The 22,774-nt window shown below is 51.2% G+C and carries 24 protein-coding genes, 2 tRNA genes and 1 rRNA gene; 23 read left to right on the top strand and 4 right to left on the bottom strand.

The features are described from left to right. Positions 1-95: 95 nt before the first annotated feature. Positions 96-599: a transcription elongation factor GreA gene (gene greA, locus HMPREF9473_RS20875; RefSeq protein ID WP_006782203.1), complete on the top strand. Its 504-nt coding sequence runs from the start codon at positions 96-98 to the stop codon at positions 597-599. Positions 600-657: 58 nt separating this feature from the next. Here the strand turns inward: greA and HMPREF9473_RS20870 are convergent, their stop codons facing one another. After that, entirely contained in the window at positions 658-1,455 is a 798-nt protein-coding gene (locus HMPREF9473_RS20870) for a zinc dependent phospholipase C family protein (protein ID WP_006782202.1), read from the bottom strand. Between the two features lie 31 nt (positions 1,456-1,486). Next, positions 1,487-2,218, bottom strand: coding sequence for an elongation factor P 5-aminopentanone reductase (gene ymfI, locus HMPREF9473_RS20865; RefSeq protein ID WP_034859996.1), 732 nt, complete (start codon positions 2,216-2,218; stop codon positions 1,487-1,489). Between the two features lie 218 nt (positions 2,219-2,436). On the opposite strand from ymfI, the gene trxB reads away from it, so the two are divergent. The 3 genes from trxB (at position 2,437) to HMPREF9473_RS20850 (ending at position 4,886) form a co-directional block, all read left to right on the top strand. Continuing rightward, entirely contained in the window at positions 2,437-3,354 is a 918-nt protein-coding gene (gene trxB, locus HMPREF9473_RS20860) for a thioredoxin-disulfide reductase (protein ID WP_006782200.1), read from the top strand. Positions 3,355-3,481: 127 nt separating this feature from the next. After that, positions 3,482-3,769 carry a helix-turn-helix domain-containing protein gene (locus HMPREF9473_RS20855; RefSeq protein ID WP_034859930.1) on the top strand — a complete coding sequence of 96 codons (288 nt, stop codon included), beginning with the start codon at positions 3,482-3,484 and terminating at the stop codon, positions 3,767-3,769. Continuing rightward, the gene (locus HMPREF9473_RS20850) at positions 3,756-4,886 is read left to right on the top strand and encodes a type II toxin-antitoxin system HipA family toxin (RefSeq protein WP_006782198.1); all 1,131 of its coding nucleotides are present in this window, start codon (positions 3,756-3,758) and stop codon (positions 4,884-4,886) included. The genes HMPREF9473_RS20855 and HMPREF9473_RS20850 overlap by 14 nt, the downstream gene beginning before the upstream one ends. A gap of 59 nt (positions 4,887-4,945) precedes the next feature. Here the strand turns inward: HMPREF9473_RS20850 and hpf are convergent, their stop codons facing one another. Continuing rightward, on the bottom strand, positions 4,946-5,476 hold the full coding sequence (hpf, locus tag HMPREF9473_RS20845) for a ribosome hibernation-promoting factor, HPF/YfiA family (protein WP_006782197.1): 531 nt from the start codon (positions 5,474-5,476) through the stop codon (positions 4,946-4,948). A 607-nt stretch (positions 5,477-6,083) separates the two neighbouring features. Here hpf and secA point away from each other — a divergent pair. The 6 genes from secA to HMPREF9473_RS20815 all read left to right on the top strand — a co-directional run bounded on the left by secA (position 6,084) and on the right by HMPREF9473_RS20815 (position 13,308). Beyond that, positions 6,084-8,654, top strand: coding sequence for a preprotein translocase subunit SecA (gene secA, locus HMPREF9473_RS20840; RefSeq protein WP_006782196.1), 2,571 nt, complete (start codon positions 6,084-6,086; stop codon positions 8,652-8,654). An 80-nt stretch (positions 8,655-8,734) separates the two neighbouring features. Then, a protein-coding gene (gene prfB / locus HMPREF9473_RS20835; protein WP_138670196.1) for a peptide chain release factor 2 occupies positions 8,735-9,854 on the top strand; the annotation gives its coding sequence in 2 pieces (ribosomal slippage) (positions 8,735-8,809 and positions 8,811-9,854; 1,119 coding nt in all). A gap of 118 nt (positions 9,855-9,972) precedes the next feature. After that, positions 9,973-10,416: an ACT domain-containing protein gene (locus HMPREF9473_RS20830; RefSeq protein WP_034859995.1), complete on the top strand. Its 444-nt coding sequence runs from the start codon at positions 9,973-9,975 to the stop codon at positions 10,414-10,416. Between the two features lie 5 nt (positions 10,417-10,421). Next, complete coding sequence (locus HMPREF9473_RS20825; RefSeq protein ID WP_006782193.1) at positions 10,422-11,660, top strand: homoserine dehydrogenase; 1,239 nt, start codon at positions 10,422-10,424, stop codon at positions 11,658-11,660. 68 nt (positions 11,661-11,728) lie between these two features. Further along, complete coding sequence (locus tag HMPREF9473_RS20820; protein ID WP_006782192.1) at positions 11,729-12,937, top strand: aspartate kinase; 1,209 nt, start codon at positions 11,729-11,731, stop codon at positions 12,935-12,937. A gap of 23 nt (positions 12,938-12,960) precedes the next feature. Beyond that, positions 12,961-13,308: a DUF2752 domain-containing protein gene (locus tag HMPREF9473_RS20815; protein ID WP_006782191.1), complete on the top strand. Its 348-nt coding sequence runs from the start codon at positions 12,961-12,963 to the stop codon at positions 13,306-13,308. 61 nt (positions 13,309-13,369) lie between these two features. On the opposite strand, the gene HMPREF9473_RS26540 is transcribed toward HMPREF9473_RS20815, so the two are convergent. After that, the gene (locus HMPREF9473_RS26540; protein ID WP_006782190.1) at positions 13,370-13,906 is read right to left on the bottom strand and encodes a DUF4190 domain-containing protein; all 537 of its coding nucleotides are present in this window, start codon (positions 13,904-13,906) and stop codon (positions 13,370-13,372) included. Positions 13,907-14,028: 122 nt separating this feature from the next. Here HMPREF9473_RS26540 and HMPREF9473_RS20805 point away from each other — a divergent pair, with 122 nt between their 5' ends. The 13 genes from HMPREF9473_RS20805 to HMPREF9473_RS20750 all read left to right on the top strand — a co-directional run. Next, entirely contained in the window at positions 14,029-16,167 is a 2,139-nt protein-coding gene (locus HMPREF9473_RS20805; protein ID WP_006782189.1) for a Tex family protein, read from the top strand. A gap of 110 nt (positions 16,168-16,277) precedes the next feature. Then, entirely contained in the window at positions 16,278-16,784 is a 507-nt protein-coding gene (locus HMPREF9473_RS20800; RefSeq protein WP_006782188.1) for a YcxB family protein, read from the top strand. 2 nt (positions 16,785-16,786) lie between these two features. Beyond that, complete coding sequence (gene tsaE / locus HMPREF9473_RS20795) at positions 16,787-17,215, top strand: tRNA (adenosine(37)-N6)-threonylcarbamoyltransferase complex ATPase subunit type 1 TsaE (protein ID WP_006782187.1); 429 nt, start codon at positions 16,787-16,789, stop codon at positions 17,213-17,215. Then, a complete protein-coding gene (gene tsaB / locus HMPREF9473_RS20790; RefSeq protein WP_006782186.1) occupies positions 17,212-17,970 on the top strand; it encodes a tRNA (adenosine(37)-N6)-threonylcarbamoyltransferase complex dimerization subunit type 1 TsaB in 759 nt (252 codons plus the stop codon). Before tsaE ends, tsaB begins: the two co-directional genes overlap by 4 nt. Continuing rightward, positions 17,925-18,113 carry a hypothetical protein gene (locus tag HMPREF9473_RS27030; protein ID WP_006782185.1) on the top strand — a complete coding sequence of 63 codons (189 nt, stop codon included), beginning with the start codon at positions 17,925-17,927 and terminating at the stop codon, positions 18,111-18,113. The genes tsaB and HMPREF9473_RS27030 overlap by 46 nt, the downstream gene beginning before the upstream one ends. Continuing rightward, positions 18,098-18,535: a ribosomal protein S18-alanine N-acetyltransferase gene (gene rimI, locus HMPREF9473_RS20785; RefSeq protein ID WP_034859992.1), complete on the top strand. Its 438-nt coding sequence runs from the start codon at positions 18,098-18,100 to the stop codon at positions 18,533-18,535. Before HMPREF9473_RS27030 ends, rimI begins: the two co-directional genes overlap by 16 nt. A 122-nt stretch (positions 18,536-18,657) precedes the next feature. Beyond that, entirely contained in the window at positions 18,658-18,930 is a 273-nt protein-coding gene (locus HMPREF9473_RS20780; RefSeq protein WP_006782183.1) for a hypothetical protein, read from the top strand. A gap of 82 nt (positions 18,931-19,012) precedes the next feature. Continuing rightward, on the top strand, positions 19,013-19,921 hold the full coding sequence (locus HMPREF9473_RS20775) for a ribonuclease Z (RefSeq protein WP_006782182.1): 909 nt from the start codon (positions 19,013-19,015) through the stop codon (positions 19,919-19,921). An 86-nt stretch (positions 19,922-20,007) separates the two neighbouring features. Continuing rightward, positions 20,008-21,045 carry a tRNA (adenosine(37)-N6)-threonylcarbamoyltransferase complex transferase subunit TsaD gene (tsaD, locus tag HMPREF9473_RS20770; protein WP_006782181.1) on the top strand — a complete coding sequence of 346 codons (1,038 nt, stop codon included), beginning with the start codon at positions 20,008-20,010 and terminating at the stop codon, positions 21,043-21,045. 19 nt (positions 21,046-21,064) lie between these two features. Beyond that, the gene (gene ispD / locus HMPREF9473_RS20765) at positions 21,065-21,763 is read left to right on the top strand and encodes a 2-C-methyl-D-erythritol 4-phosphate cytidylyltransferase (RefSeq protein WP_006782180.1); all 699 of its coding nucleotides are present in this window, start codon (positions 21,065-21,067) and stop codon (positions 21,761-21,763) included. Between the two features lie 242 nt (positions 21,764-22,005). Then, a tRNA-Ser gene (locus HMPREF9473_RS20760) sits at positions 22,006-22,091 on the top strand. A gap of 201 nt (positions 22,092-22,292) precedes the next feature. Further along, positions 22,293-22,381, top strand: a tRNA-Ser gene (locus HMPREF9473_RS20755). A 223-nt stretch (positions 22,382-22,604) separates the two neighbouring features. Next, positions 22,605-22,774, top strand: a 16S ribosomal RNA gene (locus HMPREF9473_RS20750); the annotation flags it as partial.

The following is a 22,774-nucleotide window of genomic DNA, read 5'->3' as shown; positions in this document are numbered from 1 at the left end:
CTGCCTTGTTCCCGTTCAAAACCTGTGATATAATGGCGATAGACTGCCGGCATGGAGTATGGCCGGCAATGGAAAAAGACAGGTGGGATTGGAACATGGCAGAGAGATTGACGAAAAGTGATGTGAAGAAGATAGAGGAAGAGATTGAGTATCGGAAACTAGTGGTCCGCAAGGAGGCTATCGAGGCGGTGAAGGAAGCCAGGGCCCAGGGCGATTTGAGCGAGAATTTCGAGTATTACGCGGCGAAGAAGGACAAGAATAAAAATGAAAGCCGCATCCGCTATCTGGAGAGAATGCTGAGAACGGCCCATATCGTATCGGATGAGTCCCGGGATGATGAGGTGGGGCTCAACAACACGGTGGAGCTGTATATCGAGGAGGATGACGAGACGGAGACTTACCGGCTGGTGACCTCCATCCGTGGCAGTTCCCTCAACGGCCTTATCAGTATTGAATCGCCTATCGGCAAGGCCATCCTCCGCCACAAGGTTGGCGACCGGGTGGAAGTGAAGGTCAATGACAATTACAGCTATTATGTGGTAATTAAATCTATCCGCAACACGGAAGAGGACGAGAACGATAAAATCCGCAGCTTTTAACTTCGGCCGCAGGCATAAAAATATCCGGGGAATCAATCCCCGGATATTTTATATTCTCCTAAAATTCGCCAAAAGTATGTCCAAACCTGGCGTCCAGTTTCTGGTCACCCAAAAGATAAGCCTGATAATTTATAATCAGCTCCACCGCAAGTGGAATGGCGGTGAGATACAGGTTCTCCAGTGTGGTGCAGATGGTAGCACAGGCGGGATTGGGTTTGTAGTTGATAATCATTCCGTGTACAGAGTCATAGCTTCTGCCCAGTTTCAACAGACGGTAGATCAGCCGCCGTTTCCATGGCTGGGGGGCAACCAGCTGGTTGCAGTACCACCGGATGGAGCGGATGGAGCGGTATATCTGTTTTTCCCGTATTGTTGGGAAGAACCTGGCGATGACCTGGGCGTTTGGCCTGGTGGCCTTCAAGTGGCCGGTTGGATGCCAGGTGATGGGATTATGCCCGTCCATCACCATAAGCGCCCGGTCAAGCTCCGCCTCTATCTCGCTGTGGGTAATCCCGGTCTGTCGAATCTTCTCCTCAATATAGGGATGACAGGAGGAGTCCAGCGCAAAATGGCAGATGAAACCGAACAGGTAAGCCAGGCAGGGACCCGGCTCTGACGTCTGGTCCATAGCCAGCTTGGCGGAGCGGAAAAATTCTCTGGCAGGTTTGTCATGCATGGCCACTCCGGTCTGGTTGACTGCATTTTTCTTCAGCGCCTTGTAGTAGAACAGCAGATCCGGTCCGTGAAGACCGATGTCGTAAAGGTCCCGGTATGGGACAATGGTCTCTCTGATATTGTCGGGAAGCTGCTTTAAAACGTCTCTTCCAAAACGGTAATGTGTATAAGTCGTGGGCATAGGTACGCCCTCCTTTCAGTCGCTTTTCAGTCTAAATCCAGCCCCCGTCCAGACCGATAATTTGACCTGTCAGATAGGAGTTTTTGTACCCTAGGTGATAGACGAGGTCCGCCACCTCCTCGGCGCTGCCCAGTCTGCCGGCGGGAATCTCATCCACCAGCGCAATCAGCTCGTCCTCCTCCAGAAACTGATTCATCTCCGTGTCGATAGCGCCGCAGGCCACCGCGTTGACCTGGATATTGCTGGGTGCCAGCTCCTTGGCCAGCGCTTTGGTAAACGCGTTGATGCCGCCCTTGGTAGCGGAATATGCCACTTCGCAGGAAGCGCCCACCACGCCCCAGACCGAGGAAATGTTGATAATTTTCCCGTATTTCTGGGCTACCATGCCGGGGATAGCCAGCTTGCTGCAATTAAATACGGAGGTTAAGTTGGTCCGTATGATTCTGTCCCAGTCGGAACTGGTCATATCCTGAAGCTGTCCGATATAGGAAATGCCGGCGTTGTTGACAAGGACGTCCAGCGTGCCAAACTGCTTTCGAATCTTGTCAAATAAAAGCTGGCACTGCTCCATATTACCCATGTCGCCCATCTGGGCCAGACAGGATACCTGGTAGGATTCAATCTCCCGCTTGGTCTGTAACAGCCGTTCCTCGTTCTGAATGCAGTTTATCACCACATTATAATTTTTCTTGGCAAATTTGACGGCGATTGCCTTGCCAATTCCTCTGGATGCTCCAGTGATTAATACTGTCTTCTGTGCCATCATTATCACCCTTTCCTAAAATAAAATCCATTGTTTACCCGGTGCAGTATAAAACCGGTAACATGGAAACGAGTTACTTACAGTATAGCACAAATTCGTATAAATTGAATGGAAAGAGAGAGAAAAACGAAATTAGTTTGGATTATTACATAGGGCTGTGATATACTAATTTAGGAAGCAATAACAGGCAAACAGAAACGAAGGACAGGTGAACATGTATGGGAAATGTATATGATGTCATTATTATAGGCTCCGGCCCCGCCGGATTGTCAGCGGCTATCTATGCCCAGAGAGCGAAACTCGCCACACTGGTGCTGGAAAAAGAGATGATGAGCGGAGGACAGGTACTTAACACCTATGAGGTGGACAATTACCCGGGACTTCCGGGAATTAACGGATACGATATGGGGATGAAGTTCCGCAGCCATGCGGATTCGCTGGGGGCGGAGTTTGTCACCGACGAGGTCATCCGGATTGAGGTGGACGGCGCTGTCCGCCGTGTCGTGTGTGAAAACGGCGCCTATGAGGCGAAAAGCATTGTGATTGCTACCGGAGCGGCCCACCGGAAGCTGGGCGTGCCGGGAGAAGAGGAACTGACAGGCATGGGCGTCTCTTACTGCGCGACCTGTGACGGAGCATTTTTCAGGAAGAAAGTGACTGCCGTTGTGGGCGGCGGCGATGTGGCTCTGGAGGATGCTATCTTCCTGGCCAGAATGTGCGAGAAGGTGTACGTTCTCCACAGAAGAGACGAATTCCGCGGCGCCAAGACCCTCCAGGAACGCCTGATGGAGCAGGAAAATGTGGAGATTCTGTGGGATACGGTGGTAGATGAGATTCAGGGTGACGGCAAGGTAAACAGCCTGAAAATCACTAACAAGAAGACCGGCGTTTCCTCAGAGCTTCCGGTGGACGGCGTATTCGTTGCCGTAGGAATCACCCCCAACAGCCAGAAGTTCGAGGGCCTTCTGGAGATGGACCACGGCTACATCACAGCCGCCGAGGACTGCAAGACTTCCGTCCCTGGAATCTTCGCCGCCGGTGACGTGAGAACCAAACAGCTTCGTCAGATTGTAACAGCAGTATCCGACGGCGCCAACGCCATCACCAGCGTGGAGCGGTATTTGACGGAACATTAAAAAGATAGGCGGATATTGGAGAGCAGAGACCTTTGGATGATATTCAGAGGTCTCTTTTGAATTTGAAATTTAGATAATATATGATTTATTATTGACATAATATTTAAAAAAGATTAATATATTATCTATGAAAGAGATAGACATGATGTTTGTAAAAACCCCGGATGAAGTCAGTGCTATGATAGTAGAGCAGATGAAAAAAAGGCGAAAAGAAGGAAAACTTACCCAGGAACAGTTGAGCAGGAAAGCGGGGGTGAGTCTTGGGTCATTGAAGCGGTTTGAGACAAGTGGTGAGATTTCTCTTCGTTCGCTGATAAAGCTGGCTATTGCATTGGGGTGCGAGGATGATTTTTCTTCTTTGTTTGCAAAGAAACAGTATTCATCCATTCAGGAGATATTAGATGAAAATATTTAAAGCATTAGAAGTATTTATGGGAGAGGAGAAAGTAGGAACGCTGGCGGCGATGAAGGATGGCCGGGTGGCGTTTGAGTATGATGAGCAGTGGCTTGTGGATGGATTTTCCATAAGTCCCTTTTCTCTGCCATTGGAGAAAAAGGTGTTTATTCCAAAACCGGAGCCTTTTGATGGACTGTTTGGCGTGTTTGCCGACAGTCTGCCGGATGGCTGGGGGAGACTTTTGGTAGACAGAATGCTGGTGCGGGAAGGGGTGAATCCATATACCGTGGACAGTCTGAACCGGCTGGCGATTGTGGGAGATTCCGGAATGGGGGCATTGTCTTATCGGCCGGTTCATGAGCTGGGGGAGAAAAGGGAAAATCTGGACTATGACCATTTGGCTGATGCGTGCAGGGAATTGTTGAAAACAGAGTATACGGAAGATCTGGACGAGCTGTTTCTGTTGGGAGGTTCTTCGGGCGGCGCCAGACCTAAGATTTATACCACATATGAAGGAGAGGACTGGATTGTGAAGTTTCCATCCTCCATGGACAGAGAGGATATTGGGGAGACGGAGTATCGGTATAGTCTGTGTGCCAGGAAGTGTGGCCTTGAGATGATGGAGACCAGGCTGTTCCCGTCACAAAGATGTGCCGGATATTTTGGTACAAAACGGTTTGACCGCAGTCATGGAAGAGATGGGAAAAAGGAGAAGGTTCATATGGTTTCTGTCAGCGGTCTTTTGGAGACCTCTCATCGGATTCCTAATCTGGATTATCATCTGCTAATGAAGCTGGCGCTGAGCCTGACGAAGGATTACAGTCAGGTAGAACTTCTATTTCGACAGATGTGCTTTAATGTGTTTGCCCATAATCGGGATGATCATTCAAAGAATTTTACATTTCTATATTGCAGGGAGGAGAATGGGTGGAGGCTGTCTCCGGCCTATGACCTCACTTACAGCCACTCCGTTGGTGGAGAGCATGCCACTTGTGTGGATGGCAATGGAAGAAATCCAGGGCATAAGGAACTTTTAAAGGTGGCCGATACCATTGGCCTGGAGAGGGAACGTTCAGCAAGAATGGCAAAAGAGATTGAAGAGATTGTTGAACATGAACTGGGAGATTTGCTGTAAGGTCTTTGAAAATTATCAGGAGCGGCTGCAAGCAGCCGCTCCTGTGTTTTGTCTGGTATTTAAAATTCCGGTTCGATTAAACCGTAGGTGTTGCTCTTTCTCTTGTAAACGACGCTGACCTGGTCGGTATCGGAGTTTAGGAATACGTAGAAGTTGTGTCCCAGAAGTTCCATCTGGAGGCAGGCTTCCTCGGGGTCCATGGGTTTTACGGCAAATTTCTTGGTTTTGACTATCTTGATTTCTTCGTCGGCTGCTGTCGGTTCTTCGTTTATGAACAGTTCGGAGAAGGACTGGGCTGCCTGTTTTTTGTCGATTAGTTTGGTCTTATATTTTTTAATCTGACGCTCGATTATCTCCTCTACTAAATCTATGGACACATACATATCACTGCTGGATTCTTCTGCCCGGATGATGTTCCCCTTTACCGGGATGGTCACCTCGATGTTCTGCTTGTCCTTCTGGACGCTTAAGGTAACAATCACTTCGGTATCAGGGTTAAAGTAGCGGTCAAGTTTACCGATTTTATCCTGAATGGCATCTCTTAGTCCTGGGGTCACCTCAATATTTCTTCCTGTAATGGTATAACGCATAAGTCATCAACTCCTTCTTTTGAGATGGTTTCAGTATACCACATGTATTCGAAAAATTCAACGAGAAAAGCTGGAATGTTGTGACAATTAATCTGAATTTTTTATAAAATCCATCGACTTTTTACTTGTAAAATTCTGTCGAAATTTGAAAGTTTATGACATCTTCACAAAAATAAAATATTTTGCGGCTTTTGGAGAAAAAGGGTGGATTATGGAAAAAAATTGTGGATAATGTGGATAACTCGGTGCATAACTACTTTTCCCGCTAAAATGGCCCCCCTTGGGTGTGGATAGAAATCCACCAAAATGGGGAAAATCAATGTGGATAATGTGGATAACTTGGAAATCGAACGTAATTTTTGTGCAATGTGCTAGGTTTACCATAACCACCCTTATTATGTCGCCAATTATCTGTCCGGTTATCCACCAGTAACTGTCAGCCTTTCCTGGGTCTTCCATTATGAATGTTTATGAATGTTCACAAAAGTTAATTTTTTGTGAATAAGATTAGAATCGGTTGAATTCACAGGGGGTTGGTGCTACAATATATAAGATTGTATCGTAAAATCAACGCATATATTATATAGAAATTATAGGAGTGTGACTCATGAATCTCATTGAGAAGATGTTCGGAACTCACAGCGAGCGAGAACTAAAAATGATATATCCCATTGTCGATAAGATTGTGGCATTGCGCCCGGAGATGATGGAGTTGTCCGACGAGCAGTTAAAGGACAAGACCAGAATCTTCAAGGAGCGTCTGGCTGCAGGGGAGACGCTGGATGATATTCTGCCTGAGGCATTTGCCACAGTCAGAGAGGCAGCCAGAAGAACTCTGAACATGGAGCATTACCCGGTTCAGTTAATCGGTGGTATCGTTCTTCATCAGGGACGTATCGCGGAGATGAAGACCGGTGAAGGTAAGACCCTGGTTTCCACGGCGCCTGCTTATTTGAATGCGCTGACGGGAAAAGGGGTTCATATTGTAACGGTTAACGACTACTTGGCCAAGCGTGACGCGGAGTGGATGGGACAGGTTCATGAGTTTCTGGGCCTGACGGTAGGCGTGGTGCTCAATGCCATGACTTCCGACGAGCGGCGTGCGGCTTACGCCTGCGACATCACCTATGTCACCAACAACGAGCTGGGATTTGACTATCTGAGAGATAATATGGCGATCTACAAGGAGCAGATGGTGCTCCGGGAGCTGGATTACGCCATCATCGATGAGGTCGATTCCGTATTGATTGATGAGGCCAGAACTCCGCTTATTATCTCCGGCCAGAGCGGCAAGTCTACTAAATTATATGAAGTCTGCGACATTCTGGCGCGCCAGTTGGAGAAGGGCGAGGCTTCCGGTGAGTTCTCCAAGATGAACGCCATCATGGGCGAGGAAATCGAGGAGACCGGCGACTACATTGTCAATGAGAAGGACAAGGTGGTGAACTTAACCGAGGACGGTGTCAAGAAGGTGGAGGAATTCTTCCATATTGAGAACCTGGCAGATCCGGAGAATCTGGAGATTCAGCACAATATCATCCTGGCTCTGCGCGCCAACAACCTGATGCACAGAGATAAGGATTATGTGGTAAAAGACGACGAGGTTCTGATTGTCGATGAGTTTACCGGTCGTATCATGCCGGGCCGCCGCTATTCCGACGGTCTCCATCAGGCGATTGAGGCGAAGGAGCATGTGAATGTAAAGCGGGAGAGCAAGACTCTGGCTACCATCACCTTCCAGAACTTCTTTAATAAGTTCCGCAAGAAGGCCGGTATGACCGGTACGGCTCTGACGGAGGAGAAGGAGTTTCGAAGCACCTACGGAATGGATGCCATCGAGATTCCGACCAACAAGCCGATTGCCCGTATTGATTTGAATGACGCGGTTTACAAGACCAAAAAGGAAAAGTTCAACGCGGTTGTGGATGAGATTGAGCGGACCTATGAGAAGGGACAGCCGGTTCTGGTTGGTACCATCACCATAGAGACTTCCGAGATGCTCAGCAAGATGCTGAAAAAGCGTGGAATTCCCCATAAAGTATTGAATGCTAAGTTCCATGAGCTGGAGGCGGAGATTGTCGCCGACGCCGGTGTTCACAAGGCGGTTACTATCGCCACCAACATGGCAGGCCGTGGTACGGATATCAAGCTGGACGAGGATGCCAAGGCGGCAGGTGGTCTGAAGATTATCGGTACGGAGCGCCATGAGTCGAGACGTATTGACAATCAGCTGCGCGGACGTTCCGGACGTCAGGGAGACCCGGGTGAGTCAAGATTCTACATCTCCCTGGAAGACGACCTGATGAGACTGTTCGGCTCCGAGAAGCTGATGGATATGTTCAATGCCATGGGCGTGCCGGAGAATGAGCAGATTGAGCACAAGATGTTGTCCAACGCCATCGAGAAAGCCCAGAAGAAGATAGAGACCAACAACTTTGGTATCCGTGAAAACCTGTTGAAATACGACGAGGTGATGAACGAGCAGCGTGAGGTTATTTATGAGGAGCGCCGCAAGGTGCTGGATGGGGATAACATGAGAGATGTTATCTTAAAGATGGTAACCGATATCGTGGAAAATGCTGTGGACATGGCCATCCCGGATGAGCAGGCCACAGAGAACTGGGATTTGAAGGAACTGAATTCCCTGCTGCTTCCTATCGTTCCCCTGCACCCGATTGTGCTGAGGGATGAGCAGAAGAACATGAAGAAGAACGAGTTAAAGCACATGCTGAAGGAAGAGGCCATCAAGCTGTACGAGGCGAAAGAGGCGGAATTCCCGGAATCCGAGCAGATTCGTGAGATTGAGCGTGTGATTCTTCTGAAGGTGATTGACAACAAGTGGATGTCCCATATCGACGATATGGACCAGCTGCGCCAGGGTATCGGTCTTCAGGCTTACGGCCAGAGAGATCCGCTGGTAGAATACAAGATGAGCGGCTATGAGATGTTCGACGGCATGACGGCGGCGATCCGTGAGGATACGGTCCGCATTCTGTTCCACATCCGCGTAGAGCAGAAGGTGGAGCGTGAGCCGGCGGCCAAGGTGACCGGAACTAACAAGGATGACAGCGCTATGCGCGCGCCGGTCCGCAAGGTGGCGGATAAGATTTATCCAAACGACCCATGTCCATGTGGAAGCGGAAAGAAATATAAACAGTGCTGCGGACGTATTAAATAACTGCATCGATAAGAATGCCTCAGCTATCCGGCTGAGGCATTTTTAAAGAATATATTTATTAAATGAAAGAAGGTGACACAGTGGTAGAGCTTGACCAGTTTAAGTACACATTATCAACGTTTCAAAAACCATTAGTGGAAGTGAGGGATTCACTTTGACCTGGATAACAAGGTAAAGCGAATCGACGAGTTTGACAAATCCATGGAGGAACCAGGCTTCTGGGATGATCCGGAGCGCTCCACCAGGATTATGAAGGAAGCAAAGAATTTAAAGGACACGGTGGAGAGCTATCGGAGACTGGAGACCCAGTTCGAGGAGATTGGTCTCCTGATTGAGATGGGCTACGAGGAGAACGACCCGGAGGTGATACCGGAGATTCAGGAAATGATGACGGAGTTTGAGGAGAAACTGGAAAACCTGCGCATCAGCACCCTGCTTTCCGGGGAGTATGACAGCAGCAATGCCATTCTCAAATTAAATGCGGGGGCAGGCGGGACGGAGTCCTGCGACTGGTGCAGCATGCTGTACCGGATGTACTGCCGGTTTGCGGATAAGATGGGATTCACCACGGAGGTGCTGGATTATCTGGACGGCGACGAGGCGGGTATCAAGTCCGTCACGATTCAGGTCAACGGAGTCAATGCCTACGGCTATCTGAAATCGGAGCACGGGGTACACCGGCTGGTCCGCATTTCCCCGTTTAACGCGGCGGGAAAACGCCAGACATCCTTTGTGTCCTGCGATGTGATGCCGGATATTGAGGAGGATTTGGATGTGGATATCAACCAGGATGATTTGCGGATTGATACCTACCGTTCCAGCGGCGCCGGCGGACAGCATATCAACAAGACGTCCTCGGCCATCCGTATCACCCACATTCCCACGGGAGTGGTGGTACAGTGCCAGAATGAGCGCTCCCAGTTCCAGAACAAGGACAAGGCCATGCAGATGCTGAAGGCCAAACTGTTCCTGTTAAAGCAGCAGGAGAACGCCGCCAATCTATCAGATATCCGTGGCGACGTGGCGGAGATTGGATGGGGCAACCAGATCCGCTCCTATGTATTACAGCCCTACACCATGGTGAAGGACCACAGAACTAACGAGGAGAGCGGCAATGTGTCCGCGGTGCTGGATGGGAATCTGGATGCGTTTATCAGCGCCTATCTGAAGTGGATGAGTCTGAATGGAGAAAAGAAATAGAGGCAGAATCAACGAGAAAATAGTTGCACCCTTGGTTTAGATGTGTTAATATCTTTCTCATGAGCACAAATGTGCATGTAACACGTACATGCTGGGCGCATGGGGAGGACGCATGATGATGGAAGATAAGAGTAAATATTTTGTAGTGAAGCAGAAGGCCGTGCCGGAAGTACTGTTAAAGGTGGTGGAAGCCAAGAAGCTGCTGGAATCGGAGCGGGTTATCACCGTTCAGGAGGCCACGGAGCAGGTGGGCATCAGCCGCAGTTCCTTCTATAAGTACAAAGATGACATTTTCCCGTTTTATGACAATACGAAGGGGAAGACAGTGACCTTTGTGACGCAGATGGATGACGAGCAGGGCCTTCTGTCTGATTTACTGCATGTGGTGGCGGTTTACAAGGCCAATATCCTGACGATTCACCAGAGTATTCCGGTGAACGGGGTGGCGACGCTGACACTCAGTGTGGAAGTGCAGGCCAACACCGGCAATGTCTCCAAGATGGTGGAGGATATTGAGGAAATGCAGGGGATTCACTATGTAAAAATCTTAGCCAGGGAGTGATAAGTATGATGAATGTAGCGATTATGGGATTTGGAACCATCGGTTCCGGTGTTTACGAAGCGTTAGAGGCCAACAGACAGCTGATTGCTGAGAAGGTGGGCCAGGAGATAGCGGTTAAGTATGTCCTGGACTTGAGAGACTTCCCGGGGACTCCGGTGGAGGACAAAATTGTACATGATTTTTCGAGAATTGTGGAGGACGACGACATTTCCATCGTGGTGGAGACCATGGGGGGACTGAATCCGGCGTACCCGTTTGTGAAGGCATGCCTGGAAGCGGGGAAGCATGTGGCGACTTCCAATAAGGCGCTGGTGGCGGCATATGGAACGGAGCTTCTTGCCATTGCAAGGGAGAAGCAGGTGAACTTTATGTTTGAGGCCAGTGTGGGCGGCGGAATTCCCATTATCCGTCCATTGTACCGGTGTCTGATGGGAGAGCAGATTTTAGAGATTACCGGCATTTTAAACGGTACCACCAACTTTATTCTCACAAAGATGGATAAAGAGGGGGCTTCGTTTAACGGCGCGCTGAAGGAGGCCCAGGATTTGGGCTATGCGGAGCGGAACCCGGAGGCGGATGTGGAGGGCCATGACACCTGCAGGAAGATTGCGATTCTGACGGCGATGGCTACCGGCCGGGAAGTGAATTACGAAGATATTTACACCGAGGGTATCACGAAGATTACGGATACGGACTTTAAATACGCGGAGAAAATGGGAACCAGCGTCAAGCTGTTCGGCTCCAGCCGGATGGACGGGGACACGGTTCACGCATGGGTGGCGCCTTTGATGATTGGCAAAAACCATCCGCTCTATTCGGTGAATGATGTATATAACGGCATTATGGTGAAGGGAAATATGGTGGGGACTACCATGTTTTACGGAAGCGGCGCAGGCAAGCTGCCTACCGCCAGCGCAGTTGTGGCGGATATTATGGAGGCCGCGACCCATCCGGATTCCAATGTGCCGCTGGGGTGGAGCAGTGAGCGACTGAGCATTGCCCCTATGGAAAGTTCCTCCCACCGCTATTTTGTGCGGATATCCGGGCGGTATGAGGCGTCCAAGGATATGGTGGCAAACCATCTGGGGAACATAGAAGTTATCACACTGGAAGGATTAAATGAATATGCAGTAGTAACGGACCGTATGGGTGAGGCGAAATTCCGTCAGGCAGCCGAGGGGCTTGCCGCCGATTTGAACCAGTCTTACCAGGAGGTGCTGCAGACGATACGCGCGGAGCTGTAAGAAGCTAAAAGCGCGGGTCTGCGGACACGGCGTAGAATGCATAGTAAGCGATAGAGGAGACCAAAAACATGCTTGTTGTGAAAAAATTTGGCGGCAGTTCGGTGGCGGACAGCGAGAAAATCATGAATGTGGCAAAGCGCTGTCTGGAGGATTATGAGAAGGGACATGATGTGGTTGTGGTTCTGTCCGCCATGGGCAAGACCACGGATAAGCTGATTGCCCAGGCAAATGAGATTAATCCCCATCCGCCGAAGCGGGAGATGGATATGCTGCTGGTGACAGGGGAGCAGATATCGGTATCCCTGATGGCCATGGCGTTTCATGCGCTGGGAGTGCCGGCGGTATCGTTGAATGCCACCCAGCTTCCCATGGTGACCACCTCCGCCTACGGCAATGCCAAGCTGAAACGGATAGAGACGGAGCGCATCCGCCACGAGCTGGAGGCCAGGAAGATTGTGATTGTCACCGGGTTCCAGGGAATCAACAAGTATGATGACATGACGACGCTTGGAAGAGGCGGCTCGGACACCACGGCAGTGGCGCTGGCGGCCGTGCTTCACGCGGAGGTTTGTGAGATTTATACGGATGTGGAAGGTGTTTACACGGCGGACCCGAGGATTGTGCCCAATGCCAGGAAACTCCAGGAGGTGTCTTACGACGAGATGCTGGAATTTGCGTCCCTGGGGGCCAAGGTGTTACATAACCGCTCGGTGGAGATGGCTAAGAAGTACGGAGTAAAGATGGTGGTGCGCTCCAGCATGACAAGGGCGGAGGGAACCGTCGTAAAGGAGGAGACAAAAGTGGAAAGAATGTTAGTCAGCGGCGTGGCGGCGGATAAGAATGTGGCGCGTATCTCTGTTTTGGGAGTGAAGAACGTGCCGGGCATTGCTTTTAAGATATTCAACCTGCTTGCGAAGAACAACATTAACGTGGATATCATCATCCAGTCCATCGGGCGGGAGGATACCAAGGATATCTCCTTTACGGTGGCGAAGCAGGACCTTCAGGATGCCGTTGAACTTCTTGAGAAGAACCAGGAAGTCACCACGGCACAGGATATTGCCTCGGAGGAAGGGGTGGCGAAGCTGTCCATCATCGGGGCCGGTATGTGCAGTAATCCGGGCGTGGCGGCCAAGATGTTTGAGGCCCTTTACAGCGCCAATGTGAATATCAAGATGATTGCCACATCGGAGATTCGGATTACGGTTCTGGTGGCGGAAGAGGATGTGAACCGGGCTATGAGAACGGTGCATGACGCCTTTGATTTGGCGGATTAGAATAGAGACTGGGTTAGGATACTATGATAGAGACTGTTAAGTTTTTAACATCTATGTTCAGGCAGGGATTTCCCTGCCTGTTTCAAATGATAACCGGGTATTACTGTCCCGGCTGTGGTGGGACGAGGGCCACGGTGTTTCTGCTTCACGGGGATATCCTGAAAAGTGTTCAGTATCATCCGCTTGTGCTTTATATGGCGCTGGTGGTGGTACTGGAGCTGGGGAGTTTCGGGTTGTCGAAGGCGTTGAAGAGGCCGAAACTTTTTGTGGAGCGGTATGCCATGTTTACGTACATCGGGATTGGAATCGTTGTGGTGAACTGGATTTTTAAGAATTATATGCTGATGAGAGGGATTGACCTTCTGCCATGAGACAATAAGAATGCCACGCAATCTTTTAGGGGACTGCGTGGCATTTTGCATGCGTTTATGGTTATTGAATCGGTGCTGTTTCGTACATCTTGTAAATCTCTTCCATGAGAGGAGCCATCTGGGGGTCCTTAAGCATGGCATAGCCGATTATCGTATAAACAATGAAAACAATACTGATAAGCAGGGCTATAATAGACATCACAAGGCCGGCGATGGCAAAGCCACTCCACGGTTTACCGCCTCTTTTGGAGAAGATAACCAGCACAATTCCGGTGACTCCTAAGGCAATCTGAAGCGGCCAAAAGCAGCAGGACAGCAGAGAAAAAATGCCGACGATCATGGCGGCTAATGCCATATTGTTCTGCTGTTTGTATGGCGGCTGCGGCGGGTAAGGGTTATAGCCGTTGTTGGGGCCACCCGGATTGTAGCCGTTGTTGGGGCCACCTGGATTGTAGCCATTGTTTGGGCCGCCTTGATTGTAGTTTTGGTTCCCTCCGTTGTAGGGAGTTTGGTTATTGGGATTATAATTGCCGTTATTATCATGGCTCTGTTCACTGTTATTAGGGTTATCGTTGTTGTAATTATCGTAATTATCCATGTCGTTATCCTCCGTGTTTATTGGTTATGATTGTAGCACGAAAACAAATTACTGTCTAGACGTAGGCTGGCTTTAGCTTTATAATGATAGAGTTAGATTACGATTGTGAGGACACGGAAAATATGGATATTTTAAAAGTACTGCAGGAAGAATTAAAGATTGGACGCCACCAGGTAGAGGCGGCGGTCAAGTTAATCGATGAAGGGAATACGATACCGTTTATTGCCAGATACCGGAAGGAGGCCACGGGCTCTCTGGATGACGAGGTGCTGCGTAATCTGGATGAGCGTCTCAAATATCTGCGTAATCTGGAGGAGAAGAAGGAGCAGGTGATTTCTTCCATCCGGGAGCAGGAGAAGCTGACGCCGGAACTGGAGAGACAGATCCAGGAGGCCGCGACGCTGGTGGCGGTGGAGGATTTATACCGTCCTTACCGGCCGAAGCGGAGAACGAGAGCCACCATTGCCCAGGAGAAGGGGCTGGCGCCGCTGGCGGATTTGATTGCGCTCCAGCTGTGTAAAGGGCCGGTGGAAGAGGCGGCGAAGGAGTACATTGACCAGGAGAAGGGAGTGGCTTCGGCGGAGGAAGCCATCGCCGGGGCGAAGGATATTCTGGCGGAGCGGATTTCGGACCAGGCGGAGTACCGGACTTATATCAGAAGAGTGACCATGGCGGAGGGGACGATTCAGTCATCCGCTAAGGAAGAGGGCGAGTCGGTCTACGAGATGTATTATCATTATGAGGAGACACTCAAGAAGACGGCAGGCCACCGGATACTGGCGCTGAACCGGGGGGAAGCGGAGAAAGTGCTGACGGTGAAGATACTGGCGCCGGAGGAGCAGATTATCCGATATCTGGAAAAACAGGTGGTTACCAGGGACAACCCTTATACATCCCCGATTTTAAGGGACGTGGTGGAGGACAGTTACAAGCGTCTGATTGCGCCGGCCATCGAGCGTGAGATTCGAAATGATTTGACGGAGAAGGCGGAGGATGGCGCCATCAAGGTGTTTGGCAAGAACTTGGAGCAGCTTCTGATGCAGCCGCCAATTGTGGGACAGGTTGTGCTTGGCTGGGACCCGGCTTTCCGTACCGGCTGTAAGCTGGCTGTGGTGGACGCCACGGGGAAGGTGCTGGACACGGTGGTGATTTACCCGACGGCTCCGCAGAACAAGGTGGAGGAAGCCAAGGCCACGTTGAAGAAGCTGATTAAGAAATATCACATTACCCTGATTTCCGTGGGAAACGGGACGGCGTCCAGGGAGTCGGAGATGATTATTGTGGATTTGCTGAAGGAAATTCCGGAGCATGTCCAGTATGTGATTGTCAATGAGGCCGGTGCGTCGGTGTATTCGGCCAGCAAGCTGGCGACGGAGGAATTTCCCAACTTTGACGTGGGACAGAGGAGCGCGGCTTCCATCGCGAGACGGCTTCAGGACCCGCTGTCAGAGCTGGTGAAGATTGACCCCAAGTCCATCGGTGTGGGGCAGTACCAGCACGATATGAACCAGAAGCATTTGAGCGAGGCGCTTCAGGGCGTGGTGGAAGACTGTGTGAATAAAGTAGGCGTTGATTTGAATACGGCTTCAGCGCCGCTTTTGGAGTATGTGTCTGGGATTAACAAGGCGCTGGCCAAGAATATTGTGGCGTACCGGGAGGAAAACGGGGCATTTGCCAGCAGAAAGCAGCTTTTGAAGGTGGCGAAGCTGGGGCCGAAGGCTTATGAGCAGTGCGCCGGATTTATGAGGATTCAGGGCGGGAAGAACCCCCTTGACGGGACCAGCGTGCATCCGGAGAGCTATGAGGCGGCCGGGACTCTGCTTGAGAAGCTGGGATACCAGCCGTCCCAGATTGCGGCCGGAGGACTTCACGGAATCAGCAAGAAAGTGCTGGATTATAAGAAAATGGCGGCAGAACTGGGGATTGGCGAGATTACCCTGCGGGACATCGTGAAGGAGCTAGAGAAGCCGGCCAGAGACCCGCGTGATGAGATGCCGAAGCCAATTCTGCGGACGGATGTGCTGGAGATGAAGGATTTGACGCCGGGCATGATTCTGAAGGGTACGGTCCGCAATGTCATCGATTTCGGGGCATTTGTGGATATCGGAGTCCATCAGGACGGGCTGGTTCACATTTCCCAGATGACAGACCGGTATATCAAGCACCCCATGGAAGTGGTGAGTGTGGGTGATATTGTGGAAGTGAAGGTAATCAGCGTAGATTTGGCGAAGAAGCGGATTGCGCTGACGATGAAGATGTAGATGCAAAGGTAGAAGCAGAATCTGATTGGAGATGCAGATGAGTCCGTGGATGCGAGCTGTCAGGTGACAAGAGGCGTACTGGGATTTGAGTTTATGATAGGAGTGTGACGATGGAGAGTCAAGAGAGATATGAGTTTAAGGCGGAGATGAATGAGAGGAATCTCTGGTATTTTTCCCTGCACCATGCAAACCGGGGATTTCTGGGGATTTTTAATGTGCTGTTTAGTCTGGCGGCGCTGTATCTGCTGATTACCACCTGGAATGAAAATGAACTGCCTTACCGGATTCTTCTGATTGTCTGTGTGCTGCTCTTTACGGTGTATCAGCCGCTGCAGCTGCGGCTGAAGGCGAAGAAGCAGGCGTCGCTGGCTGTGATGAAGGAGCCAATTTATATGACGTTCACGAGAGAGGGATTTACGGTGCGCCAGCTGGACCAGGAGCAGACGCTGGCCTGGAATCAGGTGGTGCGGGTGGAAGGAACGAAGAATCTGATGATTTTTTATATGGACCGGGTTCACGCGTTTCTGCTTCCGGCGGAGGCCATGGGAGCGGAGCGGGAAGCATTTACGAATATGGTTCGGGAAGTGCTGCCGAAAGCGCAGCGAAAGAGGGTCTAGCTATGGTGTGGGAGACGAATGGACCGGAGGAGACGTTTGCCCTTGGAAAAGAACTGGGGCAGAAGGCGAAGGCCGGAGACGTGTACTGCTTAAATGGGGATTTGGGCGTGGGAAAGACGGTGTTTACGCAGGGGTTTGCAAGCGGACTTGGGATTGAAGGTCCGGTGAACAGTCCTACGTTTACCATTTTGCAGGAGTATGAGGATGGGCGGCTGCCGTTGTACCACTTTGATGTGTACCGTATTGGCGATGTGGAGGAGATGGACGAGATTGGGTATGAGGACTGTTTCTACGGGGAAGGGGTGTGCCTGATTGAGTGGTCGAATCTGATTGAGGAGATTTTGCCGGAGAAGGTGACTTCGATTGGGATTGAGAAGGATTTAAGTAAGGGATTTGATTACCGCAGGATTGTTGTGGAGGAGCGGATATGAGGATATTAGGAATCGAGAGCTCGTCTCTGGTGGCTTCCGTGGCGGTTGTCACGGATGACGTGATGACGGCGGAATATACGGTGAATTTTAAGAAGACACACTCCCAGACGCTGCTGCCGATGATTGATGAGGTGGTGAACATGCTGGGGATAGAGCTGGACAGTGTGGACGCCATCGCGGTGTCCGGCGGGCCGGGCTCTTTTACGGGGCTTCGGATTGGCTCGGCCACGGCCAAAGGGCTGGGGTTTGCCATGAAGAAGCCGCTGGTTCAGGTGCCCACGGTGGATGCCATGGCTTACAATCTGTTTGGGTCGGATTTGCTGATCTGCCCGATTATGGACGCCAGGAGGAACCAGGTGTATACGGGGCTTTACCGCTGTAAGGAGGATTTGGAAGTGGTGAAAGCGCAGTGTGCCATGGATATGGGAGAGCTGGTGAGAGAGCTGGATGAGAGAGGGGAGACGGTGGTGTTCCTGGGGGATGGTGTCCCGGTATACCGGCCGTTGATTGGGGAAATGATGAAGACACCCCATCTGTTCGCGCCGGCCCATATGAACCGCCAGCGGGCCGGAGCTGTGGCGGCGCTGGGGGCGAAGTACCTGGCGGAGGGAAATGTGGTTACGGCGGAGGAATTTAAGCCGGATTACTTGAGAAAGTCCCAGGCGGAGCGGGAAGCGGCGGAGAAGGAATTGGAGGCCGCGGAGCGGGAATGGGAAGAGGCGGAGCGGAAGCGGGAAGAGGAGCGGCGGAGATAGAGGCCGTGGAAGCGGAGCGTGAAGCTTGCGTGAGAGTGATGAGAAGCTGGGGAAGCGGAGTGTGGAACTTGCGTGAGAGTGATGAGAAGCCGTGGAATGGGAGCAGGAAGCGGCGGAATGGATGGATATGGAGATACGTTTGATGTGTGAGGGGGATGTGCCGGCGGTCCGGGAGCTGGAAGAGCTGTGCTTTGCGGATGCCTGGTCGGAGGCGCTTCTCTTGCAGGGGTTAGGCAGCAGGCTTGACACGTTCTGGGTGCTGGAAGAGGATGGAAAGATTTGCGGCTACGCCAATCTCCGGGTGATTGCCGGAGAAGGGGAGGTGGAGCGGATTGCGGTCCATCCGGACTTTCGGGGCGGCGGGTTTGGCAGGAAGTTGATGGAACAGATGGTTTCTTCTGGCAGGATGCAGGGGGTGACAGACATGACCCTGGAGGTCCGTGCCGGCAACGAAACCGCCATAAAACTATATGCTTCCTGCGGTTTTCAAAAAGAGGCCGTCCGCCGGGGGTATTACAGGGAGCCGGTGGAGGACGCCGTCATCATGTGGAACCGCGGCATTTGAAACATTTACCACTTAAAAATTGAGCCGGAAACGATTATAATGTAGGGGTATCCATTAGGGTAACCCTTTTTGCTTTTTGGGGCAGGCGGACTGTCGTCCTCTGCAGGGAGCAGAATGCGGATATGGAGGAAGATAAGAAAGGTGAGACGAACATGAGAAGATACAAAGGCGGTAATCAATTGGAGAGTGTGGTATGCAACTGCTGTGGAAAAAAACTGGTAGTGAAAGACGGAATTATCAGAGAAGGTGTACTGACGATAAACCATGCATGGGATTTCTTTTCGGAGAAGGACGGCGAGGTGCATCACATGGATTTGTGTGAGGAATGTTATGACGAGATAATTTCCGGGTTCCGGATTCCGGTGGATGTTGAGGAACAGACGGAATTATTGTAGGGTTGATTATTTGCTCTGTTTTGTGTTATGATTCCATATAGACGTTAAAAATGACTGCGGATATTTGGAAATGAGGAGCATTATGTTAGATATATGTTTGTTGGGAACCGGCGGAATGATGCCGCTGCCTTACCGCTGGCTGACGGCCATGATGGCGAGATGCGAGGGGAGCAACCTGCTGATTGACTGTGGAGAGGGGACCCAGATTGCCTTGAAGGAGAAGGGCTGGAGTCCGAAACCTATCGATGTCATCTGTTTTACCCACTATCACGCGGACCACATCAGCGGTCTGCCGGGGCTTCTTCTCACGATGGGAAATGCGGAGCGGACGGAACCCCTGGTGCTGATTGGCCCCAGAGGTCTGGAGCGGGTGGTTGGCAATCTGCGGACCATCGCGCCGGAGCTGCCCTTTGAACTGCGGTTTATCGAGCTGGCGGAGCCCAGGGAGCAGGTGAAGATTGGCCCCTATGTGATTGACGCGTTTCGGGTGAATCACAATGTGGTCTGCTATGGGTATTCGATTTCCATTCCGAGAGCCGGCCGTTTTGATGTGGAGCGGGCGAAGGAGCGTGGTGTGCCTATGAAGGCGTGGAGCCGTCTGCAGAAGGGGGAGACTCTGGAGATGGACGGTGTGGTTTACACGCCGGATATGGTGCTGGGACCAGCGAGACGTGGGCTGAAAGTCACTTACTGTACGGATACCAGGCCGGTGCCGGTGATTGCGGAGTACGCCAGGGAGGCGGATTTATTTATCTGTGAGGGAATGTACGGCGAGGAAGGCAAGGAGGCCAAGGCCAGGGAATACAAGCATATGACCTTTTATGAGGCGGCAAGACTGGCGAAGGAAGCACAGCCGAAGTGCATGTGGCTGACCCATTACAGCCCGTCGCTGACCAGACCGGAAGAGTTTATGGATAAGGTGCGGGAGATATTTCCCCAGGCCATTGCGGCGAAGGATGGCAGAACCATAGAGATGGACTATTCAGATTAGCAGTGAGCCCCGCATGATCGGGTAGGAAGCGCAGCGGAATCGAGGTGCATGGCGGGGACGAAATTTGAAAAAAAGAGGGTCATATCATGAAGAAACATTCAACGGAAGAAGATGTATATATCCTGGCTATCGAGAGCTCCTGTGATGAGACGGCGGCGGCGGTGGTGAAGAATGGCAGAGAGGTGTTGTCCAATGTCATCTCATCGCAGATTGCGCTTCACACGCTGTATGGCGGGGTGGTGCCGGAGATTGCATCCAGAAAACATATTGAGAAGATCAACCAGGTGATTCAGGCGGCCCTCGACGAGGCCGGCATGACGCTGGAGGAGATCACGGCCATCGGTGTGACCTACGGACCGGGGCTGGTGGGAGCGCTGCTGGTGGGTGTGGCGGAGGCCAAGGCTATCGCTTATGCGGCGAAGAAACCGCTGGTGGGAGTCCATCATATTGAAGGGCATGTTTCCGCAAACTTTATTGAGCACCCGGATTTGGAGCCGCCGTTTATCTGCCTGATTGTGTCGGGCGGGCATACCCATCTGGTGGTGGTGAAGGATTACGGAGAGTTCGAGATCATCGGGCGGACCAGAGACGACGCGGCCGGGGAAGCATTTGACAAGGTGGCGAGAGCTGTGGGGCTGGGATATCCCGGCGGACCGAAGGTGGATAAGGCGGCGAGGGAAGGCGATAAGAACGCGATTAAGTTCCCGCGGGCCAAGGTGGAAGGAGCGCCCTATGATTTCAGCTTCAGTGGGTTGAAATCGGCGGTGTTAAACCATATCAACCATGCCAACATGATGGGCGAGGAAATCCATGTACCGGATTTGGCGGCATCATTCCAACATGCGGTGGTTGGCGTTCTGGTAGACCATGCGGTGGAGGCGGCGAAGGAGTTTGGCTACGACAAGCTGGCGATTGCCGGCGGTGTGGCCTCCAACTCGGCGCTTCGGGAAGGGATGAAGGAAGCCTGTGGGAAGGCGGGGATTACCTTTTATTATCCGTCACCGGTATTTTGTACGGACAACGCGGCTATGATTGGCGTGGCGGCTTACTATGAGTACATCAATGGAGCCAGAAGCGGATGGGATTTGAACGCGGTGCCGAACCTGAAGCTGGGAGAACGGTAGAAGACGGGAGTCTGGGGTTATGAAGGAGAAAGTGACGGCGGTTGTGCTGGCAGCAGGCCAGGGCAGGCGGATGGAGAGCAAGATACAGAAGCAGTATATGGAAGTCAATGGAAAACCGCTGATTTTTTATGCGCTGGATGCATTTGAAAAAAGCGGAGTGGACGAAGTGGTGCTGGTTGTCGGAAGCGGTGAGTGCGAGACCTGCCGCAGGGAGATTGTGGAGCGGTTTGGATTTTCCAAGGTGGCGCATATCGTGGAAGGCGGGAAAGAGCGCTATCATTCGGTGTATGAGGGATTGAAGGCGGCTTTTGGCGCGGATTATGTTCTGATTCATGACGGGGCCAGGCCCTGTGTGGGTGAGAGGATCATCGCGGATGCCATGGCGGGCGCCAGGGAGTATGGAGCCTGTGTGGTGGGAATGCCGGTGAAGGATACCATCAAGATCGCGGATGAAAATGAGTTCGCCAAGGAGACGCCGGACAGACGGGGGCTGTGGATGATTCAGACGCCGCAGGCATTTTCCTATGAACTGATTGCCGGGGCTTATGAGAAGCTGTTAGAGGATGAGAAGAACCAGGTGGGAATCACGGACGACGCCATGGTGGTGGAGAGTATGACGGCCCGGAAGGTGAAGCTGATTCGCGGGAGTTATGAGAATATGAAGGTGACGACGCCGGAGGATATTGCGATTGCCGAGGTGCTGCTTCGAGGGCGTTGAGGCATGGATTTTTAAGGGTTTCAAAAGTTCTTAAAAGTTTTTGGAAAATGTGGTTGACAGATAGAGAAGTAGATGATAGAATAATCGAGTTGCTGTAAAAAAGCAGACGAAAAATGCGGTTTAAAGCTACACTGGAAACCGCTTGTGATATAAAGGGATTTGAGACCGGAAATGACTTAAAAAACAATCAAAAAACTGCTTGACAAAATGCGGAATATTCTGTAAAATAGAAAAGCACGTTTGGAGAGGTATCGAAGTGGTCATAACGAGGCGGTCTTGAAAACCGTTTGTCCGCAAGGGCGCGTGGGTTCGAATCCCACCCTCTCCGTTGGCATTGAGTACTTAGCGAGGTACTTTCGAGCTTAGTACGAAAGCCCATCCCGAAACTTGGCGACGCATTGAACACTTGGTGAGGTTTTGTCGAACCTAGTGTGAAAGCGGATACTCCGAACAGAGTGAGGATGTATCAATAGAGCCTAGTTGAGTGGATGACACATGGAAATTAACTTAATAATAAGAGATATATTCAGCAGAAGTACCCAAGTGGCTGAAGGGGCTCCCCTGGAAAGGGAGTAGGTCGTTAGTAGCGGCGCGAGGGTTCAAATCCCTCCTTCTGCGTTTGGCTGGACAAGTTCTGGTCAGAACAATGTGAACCTTGATAATTGAAGATTGAACAGTATGTAAAACCCTGAAAATTCTAATAAATAAGCCACGTTTGATATGGCTTTGAATGAGAAAATTCAGAACGAATACAATGTAATTGTATACGAACCAAACAACAAGTAAAACGGGAAATAAATTAGCTAGTTAGTTGATTTTGACCCCGGATTAAACAACCATTTAACATGAGAGTTTGATCCTGGCTCAGGATGAACGCTGGCGGCGTGCTTAACACATGCAAGTCGAGCGAAGCATTTTTAATGAAGTTTTCGGATGGATTTAGATTTGACTTAGCGGCGGACGGGTGAGTAACGCGTGGGTAACCTGCCTTATACTGGGGGATAACAGTTA

The sequence above is a fragment of the Hungatella hathewayi WAL-18680 genome, from assembly GCF_000235505.1.
GTDB classification, from domain to species: Bacteria; Bacillota; Clostridia; order Lachnospirales; family Lachnospiraceae; genus Hungatella_A; species Hungatella_A hathewayi_A.
Note: the sequence above shows the minus strand (reverse complement) of the source record. Positions and strands in the feature narration are given on the sequence as shown.